Here is an 18136-nt window from a genome sequence, read left to right as displayed (position 1 = left end):
TTTATTGAACCTTGGCACGTATGATGACGGTTTTGGCTGCATTGGCATCAAAGTTAACCAAGTTCCATTTTAGACCAGAGTAGTTTTCTTGCACAACCACCGTATTGCCAACTTGCTGAATGGTTTGATAGCTGTCTCCGCCAGTGGTAGCAAGCGTCGGCAGAGGACTATTCAACGAAACTAACTGGACGCCACTTGGTAATGAGATCATGGCGTTGATGTCATTAACCGGCTGTGCCGTGGTATTGGTATAAGTGGTGTGATACTCGATCACATCACCAGGGGCAATATGATTGGCAGGAACGGCAACTTCACGTCCATCAGCATTTTTTAGAATTTTCATGACTTTGGTATTTGCATTGACCACGCCAGGCGTACTAAAGGTAGGAGTCAGTTGCAACGTATCCAAAGTTGTCGTCGTGGTCGTTACTTGATTGGTCACTGGCTGCTGCATAATCACTGGCGGGGTGACGTTGGTTGCGACAGGTAGTACTTGCGTCACGCTGCTAGCTAGCGTGGTAATCACATCTACTTTAGTGACTTTATTGGTAATAGAGTTAGTCACTGGTACGCTAGTAACGGTCGTCGTACCTTGGACAACAGGAGACTGACGTACGACGTAGCGTGGCACAGTGGACACCTGAGTCACCGCGTACGGCATGCCGTCTTGCATGGTGATACCGTTTGGTGTCGCCGTAATCGTAGCAGTTTTGCCATCAGAGTATTGCTCGACAACAGTGGTGCTACCGCTCGCAGATGAGCTAATGGCAATCTCAGGGGCAGCATTGGCCGATGATGCGGCTAACACGATACCTGCTAGCAATGCAGGTATAACTGCATTTTTTGCCATGGTTGTTTTAGCAGTTGATGCTTGAAAACCATCGTTCATAATCATAAAAGACTCCTCAAAAATAATAGTAAGTAATACAACAATAGATAATGCCTAGATAAACAAAACCCCCGCTAAATGACACCAAAAAATATGCCAAATAACGAGGGTAGTAGTGCTGATATTAGCCTATGTGTGCGATCAGACCATCATTATTTTTAGTAAGAGCGCAGCAGTGCTAACTTGTATAAAAGCTATTCAATCTTAAATATTTCTTATTGAATAGACTTAGTACTAAAGCTGTTGTGTACTCAAACTCAAATAATTATGCGCCAAAACAAATCATGGATAAAAGCAGCATTGTGTAACCGAAATGGTATAAATGCTATTTATGTGTAGTACAGCCTTCACCTATGGAATTGTATAACTAAGTAGTCAGGCGCAATTATTGTCATCGAAGCTGCTATCTAAAAGTCATTTCTCGAACTGTCTATCTTTGAGAACATCAAATTTATAGATTAGAACGCAGTGTAGCTATTAGTCGTAGATAACTTTCATGACTTCATATTCAACGACGCCCTTTGGCGTTTCGATACGCACTTCGTCGCCTTCGAACTTACCAATCAAACCACGAGCGATTGGTGAGTTGACTGAGATTTTGCCAGCTTTAAAGTCAGCTTCATCATCGCCGACGATTTTGTACTGTTTTTCTTCTTCGGTGTCCATGTTTTCAATCACGACGCTGACGCCAAATACGATACGGCCTTCTTTTGGCAGTGTCGAAGGATCGATGACTTGAGCGCCACCAAGTTTGGCTTCGATATCACGGATACGTGCTTCACAAAAACCTTGTTGCTCGCGGGCGGCATGGTATTCAGCATTTTCTTTCAAATCGCCGTGTTCGCGTGCTTCAGCAATCGATGCTGTGATGCGTGGACGGTCGACACTTTTTAGCTGTTTTAATTCGGCTTCTAAAGCCGCGTGTCCTTGCGGAGTCATTGGGTAACGTTGCATGTTTTTTCCTTAAACCAATAACACCACACCACCTCATAATGAGATGGTGTCAGTGTTGTTGCAATGGATATAAAATATAAAAGAGTGATAATTAAGACGATGTAATGAATAAGTTGGCCATCATTTATGAGTGTATCTCACCTCAATTCAAGCATAGGCGCACTTAAGCTTACGTAATAAAAAGCATAGTCGCAATTTAGCCACTATGCTTTTTAGGTCTATCACGGTAAAGGTATCGTTCCTCAAGCATGGTTGGCTATATTTAAAGCAAACAACGATACTTGAGTGAGCTTTTAGGCAAGCCTAACGGTTATGCTTAATCTACTGAAATTATTCAGCCACGTCAATAGACTTTGCTTGCTCATGCAAATCTTGTAACTTATAAACATCAAACGGTAAGTCAATCGCGTAAGATTTGCAAACGGCATCAGCGGCACCTAACGTGGTGACGTAGAATACTTTGCCTTGTAGTGCACTACGGCGAATAGAGAACGAATCCTCTTGAGCTTGCTTACCTTCAGTTGTATTGATGATAAGGTCGATTTTGCCGTTTTTCAAGGCATCAACGATATGCGGACGACCTTCAGTGACCTTGTTGATTTGTTGACTTTCGATACCAGCGTCGCTCAGTACTTTTTGCGTGCCAGTGGTCGAGACAATCTTAAAGCCAAAGTCTGCAAGCTGACGAGCAATCGGAGCGATTTGGGCTTTATCACTGTCACGAACTGAGATAAAGACGGTTTTTGTCTCGCCTTCAGTTGGTAGACCTGGCAGACGCTCATTACTACCGATAATGGCTTTGTAGAATGCTTCGCCAAAGGTTTTGCCCACGCCCATAACTTCGCCCGTTGATTTCATCTCAGGACTCAAGATTGGGTCAACACCTGGGAACTTAGCAAATGGGAATACCGCTTCTTTGACCGCATAGAATGCTGGGACAATCTCAGTGGTAAAGCCTTGATCTTTAAGCGAAGTACCAGCCATACAGCGAGCAGCAACCTGTGCTAAAGAAGTACCGATACACTTAGAGACGAACGGTACTGTACGTGCAGCACGTGGGTTCACTTCTAGGATATATACGGTTTCGCCTTTTACCGCGAACTGTACGTTCATTAGACCGATAACGCCTAGCTCTTTTGCCATGGCGACTGTCTGTGCGCGCATCACATCACATAGCTCTTTAGACAGTGAGTATGGTGGTAGTGAGCATGCTGAGTCACCTGAGTGGACACCAGCCTGTTCGATATGTTGCATGATACCGCCGATGACGACATCAGTACCATCACATACACAGTCTACGTCAACTTCGATAGCATCATCTAAGAAGCGATCTAGTAGGACAGGCGCTTCGTTCGATGCTTGTACCGCAGTACGTAGGTAATGTCTTAACTCGTCTTCGTTATAGACGATTTCCATCGCGCGGCCACCTAATACATAAGATGGACGTACAACCAATGGATAGCCTACGTCTTTTGCTTTAACCAAGCCGTCTTCTAAGCTGGTTGCTAGTGCGTTTGATGGCTGTACTAGGTTTAGCTGCTGAATCATATGCTGGAAGCGCTCACGGTCTTCGGCACGGTCGATTGCATCTGGGCTAGTACCGATGATTTTAACGCCTGCTGACTCTAGTGCACGAGCAAGTTTCAATGGCGTTTGACCACCGAACTGTACGATCACGCCATCTGGATTTTCGATACGAACGATCTCTAGCACGTCTTCTAACGTGATTGGCTCAAAGTATAGACGGTCAGAAGTGTCATAATCGGTTGAAACCGTTTCAGGGTTACAGTTAACCATGATGGTCTCGTAACCATCTTCACGCATAGCAAGCGCTGCGTGTACACAGCAGTAATCAAACTCGATACCTTGGCCGATACGGTTAGGACCGCCACCGATAACCATGATTTTCTTTTTGTCTGTTGGGTTTGCTTCACATTCGCTATCGTACGTCGAGTACATATAGGCCGTACTAGTAGCAAACTCTGCTGCACAGGTATCGACACGCTTATAGACTGGATAGACGTTTAGATCCCAACGCTTTTTGCGAAGTTGCTTTTGTGAGATACCAAGCAATTTAGCCAAACGCAAATCTGATAAGCCTTTACGTTTAAAGCTACGTAGATTTTTCTCGTTCAAGCCGCCAAAACCCAGTGATTTTACGGTAGCTTCTGTTTTAACGATGTCTTCGATCTGTACCAAGAACCATGGGTCGATCTTGGTAAAATTAAACACTTCATCGACACTCATACCGACGCGGAATGCATCAGCAACGTAGTAGATACGCTCAGGTGTTGGAATGGTTAGGCGGTTGATGATTTCGCTACGCGCTTTTTCGGCGCTTACTTTTGATAAGTCAATTTGCTCATCAAAACCATCCGCACCTGTTTCCATACCGCGTAAGGCTTTTTGCATAGACTCTTGGAAGTTACGGCCGATTGCCATCACTTCACCGACCGATTTCATCTGAGTCGATAGGATGTTGTCTGCTTGTGGGAATTTTTCGAAGTTAAAACGAGGTATTTTGGTCACGACATAATCAAGCGCAGGCTCAAAGCTGGCTGGCGTTTTGCCACCAGTGATGTCGTTTTGCAATTCGTCTAGCGTGTAACCAATGGCCAGTTTCGCTGCGATTTTGGCAATCGGGAAGCCGGTGGCTTTTGAGGCTAGGGCAGACGAGCGTGATACGCGTGGGTTCATCTCAATGACGACCATGCGGCCCGTATCAGGGTTGATACCGAACTGTACGTTTGAGCCGCCAGTTTCCACACCGATCTCACGCAGTACTGCTAATGACGCATTACGCATGATTTGGTATTCTTTGTCCGTCAAGGTCTGTGCTGGTGCAACGGTGATTGAGTCGCCGGTATGCACACCCATTGGGTCAAAGTTTTCGATAGCACAGATGATGATGCAGTTGTCGTTTTTGTCACGAACCACTTCCATCTCGTACTCTTTCCAACCGATCAATGACTCATCGATAAGCAGTTGATGGTTTGGAGACAAATCAAATCCGCGCTCACAGATTTCAATGAACTCATCGCGGTTATAAGCGATACCGCCACCTGAGCCACCCATCGTGAATGATGGACGAATGATACACGGATAGCCCATTTTTTCTTGAGTAGCAAAGGCTTCTTCCATGGTTTCAGCCGTTTCAGCGCGAGGGCACTCAAGGCCGATACGCTTCATGGCTTTATCAAACAAGTTGCGGTCTTCTGCCATCTCGATTGAGTCTTTGGACGCGCCAATTAACTCGCAGTTATACTTGGTCAATACGCCGTGCTTGTCTAGCTCTAGCGCACAGTTTAGAGCCGTCTGTCCGCCCATTGTTGGCAAGATTGCATCTGGACGTTCTTTGGCAATGATTTGCTCAACGGTTTGCCAAGTAATCGGCTCGATATAGGTTGCGTCAGCCATGACAGGGTCAGTCATGATGGTCGCAGGGTTTGAGTTGACCAAGATGACGCGGTAGCCTTCTTCTTTTAGTGCTTTACACGCCTGTGCGCCTGAATAGTCAAACTCACATGCTTGGCCGATGACGATAGGGCCTGCGCCAATGATAAGAATGCTTTTTATGTCGGTACGTTTTGGCATAGTTAGAGCTACCTTCGTTTGGGTGATAATTTGAGTAATCTTTGTTTTTGATAACGCTTATGGCGTTTTATACTTGCAGTGCTTTATTTAGTGCCGCTTGAACCGCTATGGACGATTCAAGCGTTTACTTATTATGTAGTTATAATCAACCGTTTACGCTTGGGCAGTTTTAGACTGTTCCATCATATCCGCAAACTTATCAAATAATGGCGCGCAGTCATGTGGACCAGGGCTGGCTTCTGGGTGACCTTGGAAGCTAAATACAGGCTTGTTGGTCAGCTCGATACCTTGGTTCGTACCATCAAATAATGAGCGATGAGTAGATTTAACGTTGTCAGGTAGCGTGTCTTCATCAACCGCAAAGCCATGGTTCTGACTGGTGATCATAACCGTGCCAGTCGCCAAATCTTGTACTGGATGGTTGGCACCATGATGGCCAGTTTTCATTTTGATGGTATTTGCACCGCTAGCCAGACCAATCAGCTGATGGCCTAAGCAGATGCCAAACGTTGGCACGTCAGTTTGCTCAATGATGTGACGTACCGCATCGATAGCGTAATCACAAGCTGCAGGGTCACCAGGGCCGTTTGATAAGAAGATGCCATCTGGATTCATCGCTAGCACGTCTGCGATAGGGGTCTGTGCTGATACAACCGTCACGTGACAACCGCGGTCGACGAGCATGCGCAGGATGTTTGTTTTGCTACCGAAGTCATAAGCGACGACGTTGTATTTAGAATTGATATGAGTGCCGAGTTGCTTAAAGAAGCCGCCAGTACCGCTATCATGACTACCAGGGATATCACGGTTGAGTAGGGTGTCTGACAGATCCCAAGTGCCTGCTGTCCACTCGAAGTTCTCTTTAGTACAGCATTCTTTTGCCAAGTCCATGCCCTTTAGACCTGCAAATCCTTTCGCTAACTCAATCGCTTTTTGCTCATCGTCGCTACTGATCGTCTCGCCGTTTGAGGCAGTCATGATACAGCCGTTCTGTGCACCTTTATCACGTAATAGACGTGTTAGCTGACGCGTATCAATTTCAGCGATAGCCACTGTCTCATTACGCTGTAAATAGTCGCTGAGTGACTCTGAGTTACGGAAGTTAGAGGTTGCCATAGTGGCATCACGGATGATAAGACCGTCTGCCCATACTTTATAACCATTGCCAGATTCTGTGTCCTCGCTATTGGTGCCTGTATTACCGATGTGAGGGTAAGTCAAAGTCACCAGCTGGCGGGCATAACTTGGATCGGTTAGGATTTCTTGATACCCTGTCATGGCTGTGTTAAATACCACTTCACCAATACGATGACCTAGGCTGCCGATACTGACACCGCGAAAGATTGTACCGTCTGCTAGTGCCAAAATTGCTTGTATTTCTGCCGATGAATTCAAGGATTGCCTCCGCTGTTATTGGTGAGTGCCATCATGTTTTGTTGGTCTAAAATTGCTCCGTATCCTTTTATTTACGGCATTTGACTGTCGTCATATAAAAGTAAAAAAAGGGCGATACACAAAAATTTTCCACAAAAAAGCGAGAAGACATTATTGATGAAAACTACAAAACCCACTAGATAGTGAATAGGTAACTTGCATCATGTCCGCTCGCTTAGGCACAGATTTTGCGTATTATATACAAAATAGAAGGTTATAGCTAGCCGATTTACTGGATTAATAGTCATTTCATGGCTAATAATGAGGACTTTATAAAGATATTGACTTTATAAAATAGCCTAAGCAGATATTGACTACTTTCTCTTTTATCGAATTCGACATCAAGCGTGTATTAATAGCGCTGGATTTTCGCAGTTGGCTTTGCCACAATGGACAGCGCAGCGCTAGACCCAATTTTTATGATCGTTTGTTATAACAATAATGAAGATGACAAGGAGTCGTTATGATTTATCAGTATTTAGACAAAACCCCTGAGTTTGCCGCACCATTTAACGGTTGGGTAGCAGACTCAGCGCAAGTGATGGGCGATGTGTATTTAGGCCATCAAGCCAATGTGTGGTTCGGTGCAGTGATACGCGGTGACAACGATCGTATCCATATCGGTGACTATAGTAATGTGCAAGAAAACAGTGTGATTCACACCGATGCAGGTATCAAAGTCACTATTGGTAATTACGTGACTATCGGTCATCTGGCTATGCTACATGGCTGTGAAGTCGGTGATAACAGCCTAATAGGTATTGGCGCTGTGGTACTTAACAATGTCAAAATCGGTAAAAACTGTCTGATAGGGGCAAAAGCCTTGATTACTGAAGGTCAGGTTATTCCTGATAACTCGCTAGTGATGGGCGCGCCTGCAAAAGTGGTCAAGACGCTGACAGATGAGCAAGCCGCCATGCTAAAAATGTCAGCGCTACATTATGCTGAGCGTTGTCAGAAATTTAAAACAGGCTTAACAGAAATAGCGATGCCTGACTAAGGGTAAGTAAACGAGTTAAGTTTAAATAGATAGACGGTAGGGCGCATACTTATTTCATTGATAGACTGTTCAATTAATACGGTCAGCCTTAGTAGATAACTGTACCCAATTTTATTAAACAATTCATATTTTTTCGCAACCAACGATAAGGTCTCACCATGCAGGCAAATCAAGCACAAACAAAACAAAAACAACTGGCACTATTTGATTTAGATCATACATTACTTGATGTCGATAGCGATTATCTCTGGGGTGAGTATATCGTAAAGCATGACCTTGTCGATGAGGCGCAGTACCGTACTGCCAATCAGAAATTTTATAATGACTATATTGAAGGCACGCTAGACGCGACAGAGTACAATGAATTCGTCGCGCAGTTTTTAAGCAGTCTGCCGCTTGATAGACTGGATGAGCTAAGAGAAGACTATATCAAAAGCGAAATCGAGCCACATATTCGCCCAAAAGCAATGGAAGCATTGTGTCAGCATATTGAGCAAGGGCACGATGTAGTGATTATTTCTGCGACCAATGATTTTGTAGTGTCGGCCATTGCCAAGCGTTTTGGTGTAGAAGAAGCCAATGTATTGGCAACGCCATTAGAGATCAAAGATAATCGCTATACAGGTAAGCTAACTGACAGACCAAACTTTCAAGCGGGCAAAATATACCATTTGGATAAATGGCTAAATAAACAGCAAGCCTCTGGTATCACGTTTGAAAAAACGTATGCGTATTCAGATTCCAAAAATGATATTCCGTTACTCGAATGGGCTGATGTGGCCGTTTGCGTATCACCTGATGATGCGTTACATGCGCATGCTTTGGCCCATCGCTGGGCAGTAGAAGATTGGTCAATCTAGATTATTTAAGCTAGTAATAGTAGCAACATTGGCATCAGCGATAATTAGCGAACCATTTAGTATCAATCTCATATAAAATAGCGCCACATGCGTTATTTATTTTATTAGAAAAACAGGAATATTTATGGAAATCAATCCGTATCAAGAGCAGATTAAAGATTTATCAGAGCGTGGGCAGGACTTGCGGAGGTATCTTTGACTTCGATGGTAAGCAAGAACGCTTAGAAGAAGTCAATTTAGAGTTAGAAAACCCTGAGCTATGGAACGATCCAGAGCGCGCGACCAAAATTAATAAAGAAAAAAGTCACCTTGACGGTGTCATCGATGTGGTGGTTTCTCTTGAAACCACACTAGAGGACGCGTCTGCTATGCTAGAGTTGGCAGTCGAAGCAGAAGATGAGTCCTTGCTAGCTGATGTGCAGAGCGAGCTAGATAGCGCCGAGAAACGTGTCGCTGATTTAGAATTCCGCCGAATGTTTAGCGGTGAGATGGATCCAAACAACTGCTACTTGGATATTCAGTCAGGCAGTGGCGGTACTGAAGCGCAAGATTGGGCTGAAATGCTGCTGCGCATGTATACACGCTGGGCAGAAGCTCATGGCTTCAAAGTAGATGTGATTGAAGTGTCCTCAGGTAGCGTGGCTGGTATCAAGTCGGCAACCATTGAGATTAAAGGTGATTATGCCTTTGGTTGGTTGCGTACCGAAATTGGTGTCCATCGTCTAGTACGTAAATCACCATTTGATAGTAATAATGGTCGTCATACGTCGTTTGCTGCGGTGTTTGTCTCGCCTGAGATTGACGACAACGTCGAGATTGATATCAATCCTGCGGATTTGCGTATCGATACCTATCGCTCATCTGGGGCGGGTGGTCAGCACGTAAACACGACAGATTCTGCGGTACGTATTACCCATGAGCCATCAGGCGTGGTAGTGACCTGTCAGAATGAGCGTAGTCAACATGGTAACAAAGCCACTGCAATGAAAATGCTACGTGCTAAGCTGTATGAGCTTGAAATGCAAAAACGTATGGAATCACAGCAAGCAGTCGAAGATGGCAAGTCTGACGTCGGTTGGGGCAGTCAAATTCGCTCGTACGTGCTCGATGACTCACGTATCAAGGACTTGCGTACGGGTGTTGAAACCTTTAATACTGGGGCGGTGCTAGATGGTGACCTCGATCAGTTTATCGAAGCGAGTCTAAAAGCAGGACTGTAAAAGGCTGTTTTAAATAAGCAGCCGCTTTAAAATAGCAACCAATATTTAATTAAGGAAAATTATGCCAAGCGTTAATAATTATTTTGATGATAAAGTGACTTCTATTGCTTTTCAAACGGCTACCAAGCCTGCGACTGTCGGCGTCATGGAAATTGGTGAGTATGAGTTTGGCACTAGTGAATTTGAAACCATGAGTGTGGTGAGTGGTGCATTGACTGTCAAGCTACCAGAGAGTGATGAGTGGCAAACGTTTAACGCTGGCGAGCAGTTTACCGTTGAAGCCAATCAGAAGTTCCAAGTAAAATTAGACGTCGAAACCGCTTATCTGTGTGTATACGGCAAATAACGACTTCTAAGTTATAGCAGTATCAAAACGACAAACGCCAAGTATTTTATGCTTGGCGTTTTTTTTGTGGGCGTCATATTTCGAATGAGTTTTAAGCTATTATACTGAAAACCATGTTTTACACAGCATTACACTTTGTCTGTGCCAAATAAACAGCAAAAACTACCGTCATTAATTATGCTAAAACCATGAATTCTCAAAGGTATATAGGTTTATGACAAAGGCAAAATTACAGACTAGCCAGCAGACAATGACCAAAGACGTGCGTCATGATTACGAGCATCTCGCCCGCCGTGCCAATTTGCGTTATGTGAGTGACGATGAACCAGGCTACGAGCGTAGACGTTGGGGTCGCGGCTTTACTTATCGTGATGCAACGGGCAACACGGTCAAAGACAAAGCATTGCGTCAACGTTTTGATGCATTGGTCATACCGCCCATGTGGTCAGAGGTCTGGATATGCCAAGATGAACGAGGCCATCTGCAATCAACAGGGCGAGACGAAAAATCACGCAAACAATACTTATATCATCCGTCATGGAACAACATCCGTGACCAAGCAAAGTTTGATGCGATGATAGGGTTTGCAGAGGCATTGCCCAATCTACGCGCGCAGGTGGAGATAGATTTGGAAGCAGCGTCATTGTCACGCACCAACGTACTCGCTGCCGTCGTTAAATTGCTAGAGACCACTTTGATTCGTATTGGCAATAGCCGCTACGCCAAGCAAAATAAAAGCTATGGTCTGAGTACGCTACGCAGTAAGCATGTCAGTGAAACCGACAATGGACTGGCGTTTGATTTCGTCGGAAAAAGTGCAAAAGAGCATCATATTGAGCTACAAGATGAGCGATTGATTGATATCGTGCAGGCCTGCTCTGAACTACCAGGTTATCAGATATTCAAATATCTAGATGACAACGGACATAAGCAAGTCGTCGACAGTAGCGATATCAATGATTACTTGCGGATGCATACGTGCGGGATGGACTGTGAAAGTAAGCTATACAGTGCAAAAGATTTTCGCACATGGATGGCAAGTGTACTCGCGGCAAGCTACCTTTATGACGAGCTACAAACGTCTGCAGGTGCTAGCATACTTGCCAGTGCACCAGAAAGCGCTGAGCGTCAGCAATTAGTCACTGATATGGTAAAAAGTGTGGCAGCAGAGCTGGGCAACACACCAACCGTCTGCCGTGCCTCTTATATTCATCCCATTGTCATTGAGCGTTTTTTGGCAGGACAGTTTTTTGAAACTTACAAACAAGCGCGCCGTGGTCGAACCAAAAAATACCAAAGTTGTGAAGAAAAAGCATTGTTAGGGTTTTTAAGAGCTGATGTTTAAGTGTGAGATTTTAGATAGTAATATTGAGGTGTTAATTCTCTAATAGGAAATTGAAAATATGTAGCAGTACTTTGGCTATTGTAGGTGTCTTCGTGGACTTATAGCGAATTAATGATAATTAGTTATGGATTATCTTTATTTCTATAAAATAAAAATGATACGTTATGTATTGAAATAAACGTAAAAATGCGTTACTAATAGAGCATGATAAATACGAACCTATGAAACGGTCTATAGGATGTAGCCGCTTTCCAATCATAAATACCATTTTACCAGTTACCTGCTATTGCTAAAGGATTAGCTTATGAACACCGCCTCTCAAACTCCGACGAATATTGATACAGATACTACCGTCACACCAAAAAACTACACCGATTATTATAATAATTTTGATATGAATACACTGCTGTCAGAAATATTTGGCGAGCAGGTGGACGATCGACTAAATGCTTATATGGCTTGCTGTGGTCGCCATGTACGCGATGGCCGCGCTGACAATGCTGCGTTAGTACACGAAGACACGGCAGGCAATATAACGCGCATGAGTTTTGGTGAGCTTGACAAAGCAAGTGCTCAAATCGCTAACTTGCTACAGTCGTATGGGGTAAAAGCGGGCGATAAGGTAGCGACCATGCTACCGCGCACGCCCGAGCTGCTAACCGTTGTATTGGCAACATGGCGTATCGGAGCCGTATATCAGCCGCTATTTACTGCTTTTGGCTATGATTCAATCAAGTATAGGATGGACAAAGCCGACACCAAAGTCGTTTTTACTAACCTAGAAAATCGCAGCAAGTTTGAAGACTTGGCTGAGCAAACAAAAATGGTATTGGTCGGAAGTATAGAAGATGCCCAGACATGGAGTGACGATCACTATAGCCAGTCTATGGCAGCACAGTCGCAAACGATAGAACCCGTGATGCTCGATACGGATGCGCCATTTTTACAAATGTTTACCTCTGGTACGGTTGGTAAATCAAAAGGGGTCAGCGTTCCATTGGCTGCGTTACCTGCTTTTTACCTATATATGCGTTATGCCATTGACCTACGCGAAGCTGATCAGTATTGGAACATGGCCGATCCTGGCTGGGCATATGGCTTGTACTATGCCATTACAGGGCCGCTGCTATTAGGTATTACAACTTATTTTAATGAAGCAGGATTTGACGCGACTAATACGCGCGACTTTATGGTGCGTCATAAGATTACCAATTTAGCCTCTTCACCAACTGCATTTCGAATGATGAAGTCTAGCGGCGTATTTGATAATAAAGACGACAATGACGATGATCTTGAAGACAACAGCACCAAACTCGCTTTACGCTGTGCCAACTCGGCAGGAGAGACACTGAACACCGAAGTGGTCAACTGGGTTGAAACCTATCTAGCGTGCCAAGTAAAAGACCAATATGGGCAAACAGAAACGGGCATGACTTGCTGTGCACATCATGCACTGGCACATGACTGTCCTGTTGGCTCGATGGGTATGGCGCTCCCAGGTCATACGCTAGTCGTACTAGATGATGACATGAATGTGCTACCGGATGGTGAGCAAGGGCAGCTAGCAGTTGTGGTCAGTCAGTCACCTGCGTTTTATTTCCGGGGTTATAGCTGGAACGAAAAACAAGCCTTTGTAGATGACTACTATCTGACAGGTGACGTGGTCGAGCGTCATAGTGACGGCAGCTACTGGTTCTCAGGCCGTGATGATGACATCATTATTACCGCAGGTTATCGCGTAGGGCCTACTGATGTCGAAAACACTGTGTTAGAGCATGACGCAGTGGCAGAGTCTGCGGCGGTAGGCGTGCCAGATGAAGTGCGTGGTCACACGATCAAGTCTTATGTGGTACTAAAAGATGGCATCGAAGGCAGTGAGCAAATCGCCAAAGAAATCCAAGAGCTGGTACGCAAACGCCTATCCACTCATGCTTATCCGCGTGAGGTCGAGTTTGTGACAGAACTGCCGAAAACGCCAAGTGGTAAGATTCAACGCTTTTTGCTGCGTAGTCTGTCTGCTGCATAAATGAAATGAGTTGGTAAAGTGTCTATAAATATAATAGAAAAATATCTAATAAGAAGCAAAAATTTAAAGGAATAATTATGCAAGTTAAAGAAAACAGCTTTTTGGTCACAGGCGGTGCATCAGGTTTGGGTGAGTCAGTGGCTCGGGCGATTGTAGGTCAAGGTGGTAACGTCGTCATCGCTGATTTAAATGAATCTGCTGGGCAATCATTGGTCGCTGAATTGGGTGATAATGCGCGCTTTGTACGCTGTGATATCACTAACGGTGATGAAGTGCAATCAGCGGTTGAAATGGCAGAGTCAGCTTTCGGTAGCCTACAAGGTTCAATCAACTGTGCTGGTATCGTAGTGGTACAAAAGCTACTGGATCGTGATAACAATCCGGCAGACCTTGAGGCATTTAGCCGCGGGGTCAATATCAATCTGGTCGGCTCATTTAACGTTGCCCGTTTGGTCGCTGCTAGCATTGCCAAGCGTATAGCGAGTGATGGCAGTACAGGTGACTATGTAGAGAAGAATGTAGATCAAGGTATTATTATTAATACAGCGTCTATCGCAGCCTTTGACGGTCAAGTAGGTCAAGCCAGTTATTCATCGTCCAAGGCAGGCGTGGTTGGTCTGACATTGCCACTTGCTCGCGAGCTGGCACGTCATGGCATCCGCGTGATGACTATCGCACCAGGTGTCTTTGCTACGCCGATGATGGACAGTATCCCTGAAAAGGCACGCGAGCAGCTAGAGGCAGGTGTGCCATATCCTAAACGTTTAGGCGCTCCCAATGAGTTTGCCAAATTGGTCACTCATATCATCGATAATGCTTACCTAAATGGTGAAGTCATTCGCTTAGATGGTGCGATTCGCATGGTGTAGCAGTCTAGTGAGTGATTCATCACTTTTGCACAAAACGTATCTACAGAATCTGGCATAGTGCTTTGATATATATGATTAATGACAAAAAATTAATTACGGGAATCGAGTCTATGCCATTTTTTCATAAAAAATCTTACTCATCAAATGAGCAGCGTACGCCTTGGCTGCCCATTACTATTGGTCTTAGTCTTGCTGCCATTGTCAGCACCAGCGCTATTGCTTATGTCAAAAGCACCTCAAAACCCAAAAACCCCATTCCTCCTTCTATAGTGATTGATAGAGTCTTTGTCGACAAATCAGATCATGTCTTAAAACTGATGAGCAATGGTAAAGTTATTAGGTCGTATCGTATTGCGCTAGGGGGCAGGCCAACAGGTCATAAGCAACAAGAAGGCGACCAGCGTACGCCAGTTGGGGCTTATACATTAGATTACAAAAATGAGAACTCTATTGCGCATCGTTCTATTCATATCAGCTATCCCAATGCTACTGATAAAGCATATGCTAAAAAACTAGGAGTCAGTGCAGGCGGCAATATCATGATTCACGGGCAAATGAATGGCTTTGGATATTTGGGCTGGTTGAATCAACGACGCGATTGGACAGATGGTTGTATCGCGGTTACTAATGACGAGATGGATGAAATTATGGATGCGGTGACACTTGGTACGCCTATCGAAATCGTGGAGTAGCATAGTCGGATTATGATTGGGTCTAGATTAAGTAAGAGTATTACTTATTACCATATTCAGTGGAGATTTCTCTTTAACTTATATCAATAAGATGGCGTTTCCTATCTCCTAGCTTCCTTTAACTGGTATTAATAGCTCATTTAAATTTTATTAATAATAAATATCATTGTCTTAAGTAAGGTTTTATTTGGTAATCGTCTTGAAATAGGTGTATATATACCTTATATAAGTGACAGATAACAGTGGGCACTAGACTAAGATAATCCTTAGAGGTGCGACTGAGAATACCAATTATAAAAGGATATAGACATGAGATTTGAGAGGTTTACTCAAAAACTGCAGTCCGCCATTCAAGAAGCACAAAGTCTAGCGTTAGGTCGCGATCATACAGGTATCGATCCTGTGCATTTGCTTGCCGTGTTGCTACAAGATGAATCTAATTTATCGATCTGCCAACAAGCAGGTGCTTCTATTCCAGCGCTAAAAAATGGCGTTGCCAAAGCATTGGATAATCAAGCGACCATTTCGGAGCCGACAGGTGACGTTAACCTAAACCCAAACTCGGTCAAAATATTGAACTTGGCCGATCGTCAGGCGCAAAAAGAAGGCGATGATTTTATCGCGACGGAATGGGTGATGTTGGCACTCGCTGAGCAAGGCGAAACCAAAAAGATATTTGAAAGTGCTGACGTGACGGCAAGCAAGTTAAAAGTGGTGATTGAGCAATTACGCGGCGATGATACGGTGAATAACCAAAACGCAGAAGATCAGCGTGATGCGCTCAACAAGTACACGATAAATCTAACTGAACAAGCAGAACTTGGCAAGCTAGATCCAGTTATTGGCCGTGACGAAGAGATTCGCCGTACCATTCAGGTGCTATCACGCCGTACCAAAAATAACCCTGTGCTCATCGGTGAGCCGGGCGTTGGTAAAACGGCTATCGTCGAAGGCTTGGCACAAAAAATTATCAATGGTGACGTACCAGAAGGGCTACGCCGTAAAGAAGTGCTGTCACTGGATTTAGGTGCGCTTATCGCTGGGGCAAAGTTCCGCGGTGAGTTTGAAGAGCGTCTCAAAAGCGTATTGAGTGATTTGGCCAAGCAAGAAGGTAATGTCATCTTGTTCATCGATGAGCTGCATACGATGGTTGGTGCGGGTAAATCTGAAGGCGCGATGGATGCGGGTAATATGCTAAAACCTGCATTGGCACGTGGTGAGCTGCATTGTGTCGGAGCGACGACGCTAGACGAGTACCGTAAGTACATCGAAAAAGATGCAGCGCTTGAGCGTCGTTTCCAAAAAGTACTAGTCGATGAGCCAACGGTCGAAGATACCATCGCGATATTACGTGGTCTAAAAGAGCGTTACGAGCTACATCACGGTGTCGATATTCAAGACAGTGCTATTATCGCTGCTGCGCGCATGAGTCATCGCTATATTACTGATCGTAAGCTGCCAGATAAAGCGATTGATCTAATTGACGAAGCAGCCAGTCGTTTGCGCATGGAGATGGACAGTAAACCTGAATCATTAGGTAAGCTCGATAGCCGCTTGATTCAGCTAAAAATGCAGCGCGAAGTCCTAAAAAATGAAGAGGATGCAGGCGCACAAGCCGAGCGTAAAGTGCTCGATGCACAAATAGCGGAATTGGAAAAAGAGTATGCTGATCTCAACGAGGTTTGGCAGGCAGAGAAAGCACTGGTCAAAGGCAGTCAACAGCTAAAAGACGAGCTAGATAAAGCCCGTATTGCCTATGACAAAGCTAGCCGCGAAGGCGACTATGAGACCATGAGTAAGCTGCAGTACGAAACCATTCCGCAGTTAGAACGACGTATTCATGAGTCTGATTTGGCTGAGCAAAAAGAGCAGACAGGTGAAGGTAGCGGTGTCAAATTGCTACGTAACAAGGTGACAGACAACGAAATCGCCGAAGTGGTTGCGGCCGCAACTGGTATTCCAGTCAGCAAAATGATGCAAGGCGAGCGTGACAAGATGATCGCAATGGAAGAAAAACTCCATGAGCGTGTCATCGGTCAAAACGAAGCGGTCGAATCGGTGGCCAATGCGGTACGTCGTAGCCGTGCAGGCTTATCTGATCCAAATCGTCCTTCTGGTTCGTTCTTATTCTTGGGACCTACTGGTGTTGGTAAAACTGAGCTGACCAAATCACTAGCAAACTTCTTGTTTGACTCTGAAGATGCAATCGTACGTATCGACATGAGTGAGTATATGGAAAAACACAGTGTCAGCCGTTTGGTAGGCGCGCCTCCAGGTTATGTCGGTTATGAAGAAGGCGGTACATTGACTGAAGCAGTACGCCGTAAGCCGTACAGCGTCATATTGTTCGATGAAGTAGAGAAGGCGCATCCTGATGTATTCAACATTTTACTGCAAGTATTGGACGATGGTCGCTTAACCGATTCGCAAGGTCGTGTAGTAGATTTCAAAAACACTGTGATTATCATGACCAGTAACTTGGGTTCGCATAAAATTCAAGAAATGGTAGGTGAAAGTTACGAGGATATCAAAGCGGAAGTAATGGATTCTGTTGGGCAGCATTTCCGTCCAGAGTTCGTCAACCGTATTGACGAAATCGTAGTTTTCCATCCGCTTGGTATGTCGCAGATGGCAGGTATTGCGGATATTCAACTGGATCGATTACGTCAGCGTATCCAAGAGCGTGAGATGGATATTGAGCTGTCAGCAGATGCGATGAATAAATTGGTTGCCGTGGGTTATGACCCTGTTTATGGTGCTCGTCCTTTAAAGCGAGCCATTCAACAAGAGATCGAAAACCCATTGTCATTGAAACTATTAGCAGGTGATTTCGTCGCTGGTGATATTATCAAAGTCGATGTAGGTGCCGATGACAAGCTAACTTTTGATAAGCTTAGAATGAGCTAA

At 44.6% G+C, this 18136-nt stretch carries 13 protein-coding genes; 9 read left to right on the top strand and 4 right to left on the bottom strand.

The features are described from left to right. Position 1: 1 nt before the first annotated feature. The 4 genes from ACHEVO_RS01955 to carA form a co-directional block, all read right to left on the bottom strand. Positions 2–895 carry a hypothetical protein gene (locus tag ACHEVO_RS01955; RefSeq protein ID WP_394123712.1) on the bottom strand — a complete coding sequence of 298 codons (894 nt, stop codon included), beginning with the start codon at positions 893–895 and terminating at the stop codon, positions 2–4. 471 nt (positions 896–1366) lie between these two features. Next, complete coding sequence (greA, locus tag ACHEVO_RS01950; RefSeq protein ID WP_057760725.1) at positions 1367–1843, bottom strand: transcription elongation factor GreA; 477 nt, start codon at positions 1841–1843, stop codon at positions 1367–1369. A 330-nt stretch (positions 1844–2173) separates the two neighbouring features. Beyond that, the gene (gene carB / locus ACHEVO_RS01945; RefSeq protein WP_394123711.1) at positions 2174–5437 is read right to left on the bottom strand and encodes a carbamoyl-phosphate synthase large subunit; all 3264 of its coding nucleotides are present in this window, start codon (positions 5435–5437) and stop codon (positions 2174–2176) included. Positions 5438–5590: 153 nt separating this feature from the next. Then, positions 5591–6832, bottom strand: coding sequence for a glutamine-hydrolyzing carbamoyl-phosphate synthase small subunit (carA, locus tag ACHEVO_RS01940; RefSeq protein ID WP_394123710.1), 1242 nt, complete (start codon positions 6830–6832; stop codon positions 5591–5593). 502 nt (positions 6833–7334) lie between these two features. Between carA and ACHEVO_RS01935 the strand changes: the two genes are divergently transcribed. The 9 genes from ACHEVO_RS01935 (at position 7335) to clpB (ending at position 18136) form a co-directional block, all read left to right on the top strand. Further along, entirely contained in the window at positions 7335–7871 is a 537-nt protein-coding gene (locus ACHEVO_RS01935; RefSeq protein ID WP_160021317.1) for a gamma carbonic anhydrase family protein, read from the top strand. 158 nt (positions 7872–8029) lie between these two features. Continuing rightward, positions 8030–8731: an HAD family hydrolase gene (locus ACHEVO_RS01930; RefSeq protein WP_394123709.1), complete on the top strand. Its 702-nt coding sequence runs from the start codon at positions 8030–8032 to the stop codon at positions 8729–8731. Between the two features lie 124 nt (positions 8732–8855). Further along, positions 8856–9951, top strand: a protein-coding gene (gene prfB / locus ACHEVO_RS01925) for a peptide chain release factor 2 (protein WP_102078362.1) whose coding sequence is annotated in 2 segments (ribosomal slippage) — positions 8856–8927 and positions 8929–9951 — 1095 coding nt in all. Because the reading frame shifts where the segments join, the coding sequence is not laid out codon by codon here. 61 nt (positions 9952–10012) lie between these two features. Further along, positions 10013–10297 carry a pyrimidine/purine nucleoside phosphorylase gene (gene ppnP / locus ACHEVO_RS01920; protein WP_394123708.1) on the top strand — a complete coding sequence of 95 codons (285 nt, stop codon included), beginning with the start codon at positions 10013–10015 and terminating at the stop codon, positions 10295–10297. A gap of 214 nt (positions 10298–10511) precedes the next feature. After that, positions 10512–11642 (top strand): DNA topoisomerase IB, encoded by a 1131-nt coding sequence (locus ACHEVO_RS01915; RefSeq protein ID WP_394123707.1) that lies wholly within the window; start codon positions 10512–10514, stop codon positions 11640–11642. A gap of 304 nt (positions 11643–11946) precedes the next feature. Beyond that, positions 11947–13668 carry an AMP-binding protein gene (locus ACHEVO_RS01910; RefSeq protein ID WP_394123706.1) on the top strand — a complete coding sequence of 574 codons (1722 nt, stop codon included), beginning with the start codon at positions 11947–11949 and terminating at the stop codon, positions 13666–13668. 77 nt (positions 13669–13745) lie between these two features. Continuing rightward, the gene (locus ACHEVO_RS01905) at positions 13746–14537 is read left to right on the top strand and encodes an SDR family NAD(P)-dependent oxidoreductase (RefSeq protein WP_394123705.1); all 792 of its coding nucleotides are present in this window, start codon (positions 13746–13748) and stop codon (positions 14535–14537) included. Positions 14538–14647: 110 nt separating this feature from the next. Then, positions 14648–15229, top strand: a complete 582-nt coding sequence (locus ACHEVO_RS01900) for a L,D-transpeptidase family protein (RefSeq protein ID WP_394123704.1) — start codon at positions 14648–14650, stop codon at positions 15227–15229. Between the two features lie 309 nt (positions 15230–15538). After that, positions 15539–18136 (top strand): ATP-dependent chaperone ClpB, encoded by a 2598-nt coding sequence (gene clpB, locus ACHEVO_RS01895; protein ID WP_394123703.1) that lies wholly within the window; start codon positions 15539–15541, stop codon positions 18134–18136.

Source organism: Psychrobacter nivimaris, assembly GCF_043419765.1.
In the GTDB taxonomy this organism is placed as follows: Bacteria; Pseudomonadota; Gammaproteobacteria; order Pseudomonadales; family Moraxellaceae; genus Psychrobacter.
The sequence above is the reverse complement of the archived record's forward strand: the minus strand, read 5'-3'. Positions and strand labels throughout refer to the sequence as shown.

Excerpts from the sequence above, each read along its gene's own strand:
- ACHEVO_RS01935 (WP_160021317.1), top strand. The coding sequence starts at position 7,335 with ATGATTTATCAGTATTTAGACAAAACCCCTGAGTTTGCCGCACCATTT.
- clpB (WP_394123703.1), top strand. The coding sequence starts at position 15,539 with ATGAGATTTGAGAGGTTTACTCAAAAACTGCAGTCCGCCATTCAAGAA.
- ppnP (WP_394123708.1), top strand. The coding sequence starts at position 10,013 with ATGCCAAGCGTTAATAATTATTTTGATGATAAAGTGACTTCTATTGCT.
- greA (WP_057760725.1), bottom strand. The coding sequence starts at position 1,843 with ATGCAACGTTACCCAATGACTCCGCAAGGACACGCGGCTTTAGAAGCC.
- carB (WP_394123711.1), bottom strand. The coding sequence starts at position 5,437 with ATGCCAAAACGTACCGACATAAAAAGCATTCTTATCATTGGCGCAGGC.
- ACHEVO_RS01955 (WP_394123712.1), bottom strand. The coding sequence starts at position 895 with ATGATTATGAACGATGGTTTTCAAGCATCAACTGCTAAAACAACCATG.
- ACHEVO_RS01915 (WP_394123707.1), top strand. The coding sequence starts at position 10,512 with ATGACAAAGGCAAAATTACAGACTAGCCAGCAGACAATGACCAAAGAC.
- ACHEVO_RS01910 (WP_394123706.1), top strand. The coding sequence starts at position 11,947 with ATGAACACCGCCTCTCAAACTCCGACGAATATTGATACAGATACTACC.
- ACHEVO_RS01905 (WP_394123705.1), top strand. The coding sequence starts at position 13,746 with ATGCAAGTTAAAGAAAACAGCTTTTTGGTCACAGGCGGTGCATCAGGT.
- ACHEVO_RS01900 (WP_394123704.1), top strand. The coding sequence starts at position 14,648 with ATGCCATTTTTTCATAAAAAATCTTACTCATCAAATGAGCAGCGTACG.
- ACHEVO_RS01930 (WP_394123709.1), top strand. The coding sequence starts at position 8,030 with ATGCAGGCAAATCAAGCACAAACAAAACAAAAACAACTGGCACTATTT.